The 9,535-nt window shown below is 59.9% G+C and carries 8 protein-coding genes and 1 pseudogene; 1 reads left to right on the top strand and 8 read right to left on the bottom strand.

The features are described from left to right. Positions 1 to 141: pseudogene (locus D4765_RS19860) on the top strand (transposase); the annotation flags it as partial. A 33-nt stretch (positions 142 to 174) separates the two neighbouring features. Here D4765_RS19860 and D4765_RS18350 read toward each other — a convergent pair. The 8 genes from D4765_RS18350 to D4765_RS18315 form a co-directional block, all read right to left on the bottom strand. Further along, entirely contained in the window at positions 175 to 744 is a 570-nt protein-coding gene (locus tag D4765_RS18350; RefSeq protein WP_136643760.1) for a recombinase family protein, read from the bottom strand. A 135-nt stretch (positions 745 to 879) separates the two neighbouring features. Next, positions 880 to 1,647 (bottom strand): SDR family oxidoreductase, encoded by a 768-nt coding sequence (locus tag D4765_RS18345; protein WP_136643759.1) that lies wholly within the window; start codon positions 1,645 to 1,647, stop codon positions 880 to 882. 309 nt (positions 1,648 to 1,956) lie between these two features. After that, complete coding sequence (locus D4765_RS18340) at positions 1,957 to 2,760, bottom strand: DeoR/GlpR family DNA-binding transcription regulator (RefSeq protein ID WP_136643758.1); 804 nt, start codon at positions 2,758 to 2,760, stop codon at positions 1,957 to 1,959. 1 nt (position 2,761) lies between these two features. Beyond that, positions 2,762 to 3,763 (bottom strand): 4-hydroxythreonine-4-phosphate dehydrogenase PdxA, encoded by a 1,002-nt coding sequence (gene pdxA / locus D4765_RS18335; protein ID WP_136643757.1) that lies wholly within the window; start codon positions 3,761 to 3,763, stop codon positions 2,762 to 2,764. Next, entirely contained in the window at positions 3,760 to 4,953 is a 1,194-nt protein-coding gene (locus tag D4765_RS18330; RefSeq protein WP_136643756.1) for a four-carbon acid sugar kinase family protein, read from the bottom strand. Before D4765_RS18330 ends, pdxA begins: the two co-directional genes overlap by 4 nt. After that, on the bottom strand, positions 4,950 to 5,948 hold the full coding sequence (locus D4765_RS18325; protein ID WP_237280552.1) for a 2-keto-3-deoxygluconate permease: 999 nt from the start codon (positions 5,946 to 5,948) through the stop codon (positions 4,950 to 4,952). Before D4765_RS18325 ends, D4765_RS18330 begins: the two co-directional genes overlap by 4 nt. Next, on the bottom strand, positions 5,929 to 6,504 hold the full coding sequence (locus tag D4765_RS18320) for a Tn3 family transposase (protein WP_136643755.1): 576 nt from the start codon (positions 6,502 to 6,504) through the stop codon (positions 5,929 to 5,931). The genes D4765_RS18325 and D4765_RS18320 overlap by 20 nt, the downstream gene beginning before the upstream one ends. Positions 6,505 to 7,464: 960 nt before the next feature. Then, positions 7,465 to 7,908 (bottom strand): hypothetical protein, encoded by a 444-nt coding sequence (locus D4765_RS18315; protein ID WP_136643754.1) that lies wholly within the window; start codon positions 7,906 to 7,908, stop codon positions 7,465 to 7,467. Positions 7,909 to 9,535 lie beyond the last annotated feature (1,627 nt).

Here is a 9,535-nt window from a genome sequence, read left to right as displayed (position 1 = left end):
GGCGTGGAGCTCCACCGACACCTGGAAATCACCGAGGCCACTGGTGTCCCGATCTACTTCGCTGACCCCCACTCGCCCTGGCAGCGCGGATCGAACGAGAACCTCAACAAGCTCGCCCGCGAGTACTTCCCCCGAGGAACAGGGGTCTGACCAGTAGTGGAACGGTGGTTGGCGCTAAGCGTTGAGGTACCGATAGATGGTCGCCCGCGAGATCCCGAGTGCTTTAGCGATTTGGGTGGGTGTTTCGCCGCGTTGTCGTCGTGCGTGTGCGGCAGCGAGGGTGTCGGGGTCCATGACGGTCGGGCGTCCGCCGACTCGGCCGTCAGCTCTGGCTGTGGCGAGGCCTGCGAGGGTGCGTTCGCGGATCATGTCGCGTTCCAGTTCGGCGAAGGCGGCCATCATCGTGAAGAAGAATTTGCCTTCGCCTGTGGGCTGGTAGGTGCCGGAGAGGGTGCCGGTCAGGATCTGGAGTCCGATTTTCTCGTCGTGCAGGCTGTCCGCGATGGTGAGGACTTCTTTTACGGAGCGTCCGAGGCGGTCGAGTTTCCAGACGACGAGGGTGTCTCCGGGGCGGGTGTGGTCGATCGCGTCGATAAGTCCGGGGCGGGCCGTGACGCGGCTGGAGATCGTGTCGGTAAAGATCCGGGCGCAGCCGGCAGCGTGAAGGGCGTCGGTTTGCATGGTCGTGTCTTGACTGGTTGTGGAGACGCGGGCGTAGCCGATGTGGTCGTGACGGGAACTCATAGGGCAAGTGTCGCAGAACAGTCTCAGAACACTCAGCGGCGCGCCGACGTTGTGAGACGAGTTTTGGACACGGTTCGGCTCTCAACGAGAGCGCCAGCTGCTTGTCTCAGAATGTACCGAATTCGAGACGGTATCTCACCAGGGGAGGGGCCCGTAACCGCCATCGCCGTCGCCGTCGGTGGTCCAGATGTGGCCCCAAAGAATACCGGAGGGGCCAGCTTCGGGGAGGGTGGCGAGGTGGACGCTGGGTTCGGCTCCCTGGGCTGCCGTACGAAGACCACGGTGGTCGTTGAAGTCCGTGGCGGTGAATCCGGGGTTGGCGGCGTTGACCTTGATCGCGGTGCCCTGAAGTTCTTTGGCGTACATGACGGTGAGCATGTTCACTGCCGTCTTTGACGACGGATACTGGGCCGACGCAGGCATCGGGAACAGCGGACTTCCCGGGTTGGTTTGGGAGCCGATTGACCCGACTTCGCTTGACACGTTCACGATTCTCGCTGCCGACGCACGACGCAACAGGGGCAGCATCGCGTTGGTCACCGCAACCAGCCCGAACACGTTGATGGCATACACCGCCCGCATGTCCTCCAGCGACGTCTCGCTTGGTAGGGTCCTTTGCCGGGTGAGCGTTGCGGTGCCGGCATTGTTGACAAGAACATCCAAATGCCCGTACTCCGTGTCGATCCACGTGGCCGCAGCCTGGATGGATGCTTCGTCGGTGACGTCCAGGTGCACGAAGCGTGCCTCGGCACCGCCATCACGCAGCACCCTTTCCGCCTCCCGGCCGCGTTGTTCGTCCCGTGCGCCGATCAGGACAGTCATCCCCAGCTTGGAGAGCTGCTTGGCCGTCTCGTAACCGATGCCCTTGTTCGCGCCGGTGATCAGCGCAACCGTTGTCGTCATGACTCCAGGCTAACGAGCCGGATCGCACGATGTGAACGAACGGCAGGACCAGGGGTAGCGGACCACCTTGGTTGTCATGTTCCCGTTAGGTGATTTTTCGACTCTGGGTGAGGGCGGGCGTCGGGCCTGTCTTGAATTCAGCGCCTCAATGCTTAGCGCCAACCACCGTTCCACTACTGGTCAGACCCCGTTACGGTTCATCTTGGGCATGGCGCCAACAGCCGTTCCTCTACTGGCCAGATCCCTGCTAGGGGTTTTGGCCAGTAGAGGAACGGTATGGAGCGCTATGGTCGGTAACTGGCGTTCTGTTTAGTCGACGGTCATCGGGAGGGCTGCGGCCGCTTCGTTGTCAAACGCTGGCGCGATGTGAATGGTCACGTGCGGGAGTGCGTGGAACGGTTCGAGCTGTTCTGCGGTGGCTTGACTGTCTGTGATCAGGTTCCAGGGTTGTTGTAGTGGTGTCCACCAGGGTTCTGTTTCGGCGCCGAGCTTGGTTGAGTCTGCGAGGACGAATATCGTGTGGGCTCCCGCGATCATGATTTTTTTGAGGGAAGCCTGTTCTGGTGTTGCTTCGCAGAGGCCCAGGCGGGCGGAGACGCCGTCTGCTCCGAGGAACACGGCGTCGGGCGTGATACTGGTCAGAAATTGTTCAGCGAAGGAGCCGACGAATCCTGAGCTGATGTGGCGAAGCCGTCCGCCGACCACAAGAAGTTCGATGCCGGTGCTGTGCTCGAGGATGTTCGCGCTTGTGAGACCGTTGGTGACGACTGTGATGTCTTCGCGGTAGGTGAGGTTTCTGGCGAGGGCACCGACGGTGGTGCCCGCGTCGAGGACGACGACGGACCCTGCGGTCACGAAGGAGCTGGCAAGGCGACCGATGGCAAATTTTTGGGCAACTGCGATTAACTTCCGTTCCTGCAGGCTCCGCTCACGGCTATCGACTGTTCGAGCGCCCCCATAGGTTCGTACGATGTCGCCTGCTTTTGACAGGGCTTCCAGATCGCGGCGAATCGTGGACGCGGAAACAGCGAACGTAGCGGCCATATCATCCACGCCGATGGGTTTTTCTTGGAGTAGATGGCCGATTGTTCGGCGGCGTTCGGCTGCGTTCATGTCAGTTGTCAGTATTTCTTTCGGGGGATAGGTCGGCGGCTTGGCGGATCGCCTCGAGAAGGGGCTCGTGATCGACGATGTTCTTACCCGCAATATCGAACGCGGTGCCGTGATCGACCGAGGTCCGAACAAAGGGGAGGCCGACGGTCACGTTCACCCCGTTTTTAAGTCCGAGGACCTTCACGGGGATGTGGCCTTGATCATGATATTGCGCGACGACGAGATCAAAATCGCCGCGACCGGCGCGATAGAAAAGAGTGTCAGCCGGCAGGGGGCCCAGGACGTCGAGCCCGTCTGCTTGGGCTCGCGCGACTCCGGGCTCGATCTTTTCTGCTTCTTCACCATTGCCAAAGAGCCCACCCTCGCCAGCGTGGGGGTTGATCGCGGCGACCGCGATCCGAGGTCGTGGGATGCCAGCTTTGACGAGAAGGTTGTTTCCGCGAGTGATGGTCCGGTAAACACGGTCACCGTCGATTTTCGCGATGGCATCGATCAGTCCGAGGTGAGTGGTGACGTGAATGACACGCATTTTGGGGGCGGTGAGCATCATCGACACTTCCTCCACGCCGGCCAGAGCGGCAAGCATCTCGGTGTGACCCGGATACGCGTGTCCACCCAGGTGTAGTGCCTCTTTATTCAGAGGCCCTGTGCAGATGGCGTCAATGGAACCAGCCATGGCGAGTTCGACTGCTTTTTCTATGAACAAGAACGCGCCGTGTCCCGCTGTGGCTGAGAGCTGACCCCATGCGAGGTCGTCGGGAATGGCGGGGATGTCGAGAACATCGATGGTGTCCTTGTGGTCCGATACCTCGGACGGGCCGGCGATCGCGTTGATGCTGAGTGGACTTGCCACGATGTCGATGGCCTGTTGAAGTCGGCGCCTGTCGCCGATAACAAAGAGCGTGGCGATGTCTCGAATCTCGGTGTCGGCCATCGCTTTGACGATGATCTCCGGGCCGACTCCTGCGGCGTCTCCCATGGTGAGGGCGATAATTGGTTTCATTGTTCTCTCAAGTCCTTCGTATGATTTTTTAAGGACCGCACGGTGCGGGCCAGACTACCGGAGTCGCCGAAAGCGCCTGCTTTGGTGACGAGGTGGGGTAAGTGTTCAACGGAGCGGCTAAGGACGATTCCTGGCTCCAGCTCGCCGACAACGTACATGGTGCGGATGCCCAGGGTATCCAGAACGGCCCGCGCCGTCTCTCCGCCCGTGAGTACTAACGCATCGAAGTGTCCTGCCACGACCTCGACCGTTGACGCGAGAGCGGAGGCCACTTCTTGGGCATTTTTCTTGTTCACGGGAGCGAGGCGTTCTGGTGTGAACACGACGTCCGCATTCGACGCGAGAATGGTTGCCGCCGCCGAGAGCGCAGCGCCCGGGGTGAGGGGTCGTTCTACATGGAGGCAGCCGAGGCGGATCAGCTCGTCAACTTGGGACCGTGCCAAATCCGAATAGCTGCCGACGACGACGAGAACGCGCGACGCCGGCGACATGATTTCAGGGCGGACGTTCTCGGTACCCCGTGAGGGAAACAGGTGCGCGGCGAGTCCGCCGGAGCCCGTCAATAATGTGGGGAACACCAGCTGCTCTGCCGCTCGCGCGATTTGCTCCAGATCGAAATCGTCTACGGCATCCACGATCACGCTATCGCGGCCCGCCGCATGGGCCCGCCGCATTTCACCGGCCAGCGATGCGATAGTTGCGCTGTGCGACGTGATGCTTTGACATGTCATTCCAGCGAAGGTGAGTGCGTCACGGATGTTGCCGTGGAACGGGGCGCTGGCTGCTGGTTGTCCGCCTACATGAATGACGCCGCCGAGGGTTACACGGTTCGTCGCTGGGAACGCCGGCGCGACGATAGCTAGGCCACGATCTTTACCCGTCAATGCCGTCATCGCACCCACCAATTCGGCGCCGACGTTCCCGCGGAGCAAAGAGTCCATTTTTTTGAACACGATTCGATTTTCTGCTCTGGCGCGTTGAACGGCTGCGGAGACGAGGAGGGCCGCTTCGCTTGCCGAAAGGTACCGGCTCCCCGTGTCGATCGCGACGATTTCCGAATCGGGCCAGGGCGAATCGGCCCCGAGAACAATGGCGCTCGAGCGGGACGCGCCGAAACTACCGATCGCGTCCGCAGCCCCCGTGAGATCGTCCGCGATAATCGCCCGCAAAACCCGAGCCGGCAAGCTCATCGGGCCGCTTCGGCCACGGGAGTACGAATATTATTGGCCGCTCGGGAGCCGAGACGACGCGCGTACCAGGCGACGACCAGAGGTGTTCCGATGGAGGTCACCACAATGGATGCTGACACGAGGACAGTCGCGGGGCCTGCTGCTGGCAGATACGCATGGTTTGCCGCAGCGACAAGCATGGGCACTGCAGCCGCATTTCCAGCCGTCGACGCCGCCGCCAAACCACCCAGGCCAGAACCGCCGGTCGCCCGGTCGGCGAAGAAAAGAACCACCGCTCCGACCCCGAGAACCAAGATACCCAGCACCAACCCCAGTAACCCAGCCTTCAGGACCGTCTGAAGGCTGATACCGAATCCAAGAGCAAGCCCGAAGAAGAAAATGAGCACAGGTGCCGCCGACGACAAGAATTTGCGCATCGCGGGGTCCAGAGAACCCAAAAGCATTCCGAGCAGCAGAGGTATCAACGCGCCCACAAGCGATTGCCACGGGAACGCCGAAAGGCCAGCGACGCCAAGGATCGCCATCGTCAAGAACGGGCCCGATTCGATGGTCATAATCGAGTACGCGGCTACATCTTTCGGGCTGCCATACTGACCCATCAGCGCCATGTAAAGCCCGCCATTGGTATCACTGAATGCGGCGACGAGCGCCAAGACCGACAGACCCGCCAGGAGCCCACCCTGAATGGGCAACTCCGTCATGAACCGGCCTGCGACGATACCAATCACAATCGCGAGGAGAACCTTCGACCCGAAAAGGGCCCCACCCTTTTTCAGGATGTACGGTGTCGCCCGCACATTGATGCTCGCGCCCATGCACACGTAAAAAACCGCAAGGATCGGGGTACTCCCCGTCAAGAGTCCGCCCGTGAAAGAACCAAAAAAATCAGCTGTCCCTGGAGCGAACGTAGCTAAAACCGCGCCGACCAACAGAGGAACCAACATCATCCCGCCAGGGACCTTCTCGATCGTCGCCTTAATGGGAACAGACACCACGTAACCTCCTCGTTTCGCACAGCCACCCGAACGGGGAACCAAAACCATTCTTGCACGAACCGCGCATGGTAGTGCGCGATCCACGCAATAGTCGATGTCGGTCGCCCGGATTCGCAGTACCGTGGGCTGCCCCCATGGCGTTCAGCCAGGTCATGCCTCTTTTGGAGCCGAAGTACTTCCGGTTCGGGCGGGCGAATGCGGCGGGGACCGGCACGACGAATCGCATCCCGTCCACGGCCGCGACCAGCCCACCGCCCCACGCCCTGGCCAAACGGAGAGTGGTCTGCGCGTCGACGAGCGGGACGTTGGCCGCGGAGAGGGTCTCCGGGCGGAAGTAGTTCTGGTAGACGTGCGACAACCGAGACTGTTCCAGGGCCGGGACGCCTTTCTTTACGATCGGCCGGTATCCGACGTTCAACGAGTGCGCTGTCAGACATGCGGCGATCGACAGCGGCAGATCACCCATCCGGGCGCGCCCTCCCGACGCAGCCGTGAATGCTGCCGTCAGCTCGGGCACCCATCCCATGACCTCGAGGATCACCTCCGGCAGCTCCACGCGGGGCAGCATTGCGGTGGTCCGTGAGCGTAGGTCCACCAACGAGGGCGGTTCCTCGACGGCCTTAAGACCGGTGAGGTGAATCTTGCCGTCCTCCAACTTCCCGCAGGGTGTCATCAAGGGCGCGAGCATGCTCGGCCAAAAGCGCGTCCGGGGACTCCGGCAGTCCGAGCGCGGTGAGCGTGTCGGGCCGTATCGCGTGCCACCGTTCACCATCCAGGAGCGCAGCCTGCGGGTTGCGCCACTTCGTGGACATGTCCGCGAAAACCTCCCGCCGTTTGAGGCATCTCCAGAACCGTTCCAAGACACATAGTGCGTAGGCGTGCCGGTTCACCGCGCCGCCCTCATAGGCCGGATGCCCGAACACCAATCGCCCCCACGGCCCGCTGACGACAGAAACCTCGATGACGGGGTCAGCCCACGGTTCGGCATAAATGACACGATAGGGGCGCAGGCACTTGATTGTGAGTTTTTGGCGCGGTATCTCTCTCGCCTGACTTCCGCTTGAATACGGGAAGAGAACATCTTGGGCGTTGGCGGCCATAGCGTGCCGTGGACAGGGCGACGGCGTGGGCTCCAAGCAGGTTTTCGCACTATCTACGCAACCACACGCCCCGGAAACACGCGAGACACGATTGGTTGCCGGCTTCCAATCGTGTTGGATATTCCTTATCGTGAGCTGACCCCTGGTACTCAGCGCCCGGTTATTGACGCCGTAATGAGGTCCATTGTCGTCATTTATAGCCAGTTCTGGTGGCGGAGAAGAAACCACTAATTCTGCTGTCCGGAATCTTCGCAGCAGCCCAAACCCCATCGAGGTCATCGACGAGGCGGTGATCCTCCTCGAACTCGCCGCCGCCTAAACTAGAACAACTGACCCGCACGGTGTTGAGAAACTCCACCACTCAGCGGGACGTGACCCACAGGTAACCAAACCTGTAGGGCACGTCAAGGTGACAACTAAACCTTCAGCAGTCCCAGTCGTAAGCAGACTGCGGCCGCGGCCGCGATGAATCCAAGGCCCCAAAAGAACCATTGCAAGCGCGTCCGTTTGACCCGAGATGGAAAGGCCGTCACTGCCCGCTCTGCGCTTACTGCTGGAGCGAGGCCCTCAGCGGAGAGATCGAAGCCGCACTCTATGCGGGCTCGTTTGGTGGCGCCGTCCAAGAAGGAGTCGCCAGCTGCTCGAATCGTCCTGCCACCGATTGGATCGAGCTGCTCAACATATTGGTAGCTGTCGTCCAGCGTCGTGTATCCGTACGTGACTTCTGTCGACGCACGGTACCTGAAAAGTGGTGAAAGCACGAGCGCGACGACTGCGCAGCCGATGAAACCGAACCCAAGAATTACGAGAATGGTGGGCCCAAGAAAGAAGTTCTGCAGGCCGCCAAATATGGACAGCACTAAAGCGCCTAGAAGGCTCAGCGTGATTCTTCCAAGAACTTTCAACCATCTAGCCAGAACGCCTGCCGAACGGCCAGGGACCATTATGCGAGCCATTCAAATGTCCTAACTTTCACCAATGCCTTACTAACTAATTAGGGCTGCCACGTTGGGGTTGTTGACCCTCGATCACCAAAACCAAAGATTGCCCCTGCTGTGGACCACTGCCCGCCCCAAATAGTGCTGAATTTGGAGCCTGCCTCCGCGAGCGATGAAGCCTGCTTGAGCCGGAACAAATCTCCGACTCCGGGGAGTACGAATAACCCGTCTAAGGCAACCACTCCCCAGGACGCCCCCGGGGCGCCAACCGAGGCCCTAGTGATATCTATCGCCGCTGTGACAAGGCCAGCCGCCACCCCGACGTAACCCGCGATGGGAGCAGCCGGCGTTGGAATTAGGCTGGCAAATGAGAATAGCGCAGATGCTGCGTTGTCAGCTGACGCCAGATTGCGCCAGTACCAATTCCAGCGATCGGCGAATTCGTGGCACCTCCTCTTGTGGCAGTCTCGCTCATAAGCGGTGCAATTTCAGCTGGAGAATACTGCATGGCATCTTGGAGAAGCGATGAGTGCGGCGAAGCAGTAGCGCTTGCAGGAGCTGGGGTGCTGGGTGCACGGGCCGAAGTTCTCGTAGCGAAATACGGGGCAGGCCCTGTGTTGCGAGAGTTTTACTCGGGCAATGCTGCGCTAAGTGCGATTAATATCGGATTCACGCTGAAGGGCTAGAGCTGGCAACTCACCCGCAGCCAAATCAGATCAGTTGCCAGCTCACAAAAGCGTAAGCATATTTTGCCGATGATTCGGAGACATATTGATGCGGTACACAATCAGACGCAATCCAACAGGCGACTGGCTCTTAACGCTTCTTGCCCTGGGCGTCTTTGCTCGACTCTTATTTGCTGGAAGCGTGATTGGCCAGATCGGCGATTTTCGGCCACCGTCATTCGTGAATCTCTTTTTGTCGGTCTTGGCGTCCGTCGCACTTCTCCTCAGCGCAATCCGTTTCTTGAATTCGCTTCGAGAGCGCGCGCTTCTCCAGAAATCTGCTTATAACCACATCATCGCTTGTGCTTGGGGAACTAGATCGTTCCCGGGATACCTTGTATCTCATGCGACGTCCGAATCCACTGGGGACGTAGCGATTCCAATGTTCTTTACGATTACGGCCGACGATACCCAAATCGTTTTTTGGCGAGGATGGGCAAAGCCAAGAATTTTTCTGCAGTTTGCCCGGTCCGAGGTTGATGGAATTTCGCCCACGATCAATCAAGAGGCGTTCCGGACGTCGGGGGGTCTGCTGTTTTCAATCGAGAGCGAGGGGAAGCTGTCCGAATTGGCCGTCATAGTCTTGGGTCGAGGTGCGTTCGGCGCTTTTCCCAGACGACAATCCGAGCTTAGACAGCTCTCAAAAGACCTCTTGTTGTCGAAGAAAATATGAGACATCCGCGTACGACCAACGGGGTGTTAACGCCAACTCAAAATGGGGCCACGGCTGCCAACTGAAAACAGGGCCACGTGGTGTGTTTAGTCTGTCGTAGTCGTGAGGGTTTTGTGTCCTCGGAGTCGGTAGCTGGTGCCTTTGAGGCTCA

The organism is Subtercola vilae (assembly GCF_004923255.1).
GTDB classification, from domain to species: Bacteria; Actinomycetota; Actinomycetes; order Actinomycetales; family Microbacteriaceae; genus Subtercola; species Subtercola vilae.
This window is presented reverse-complemented; position numbering and strand designations above follow the sequence as displayed.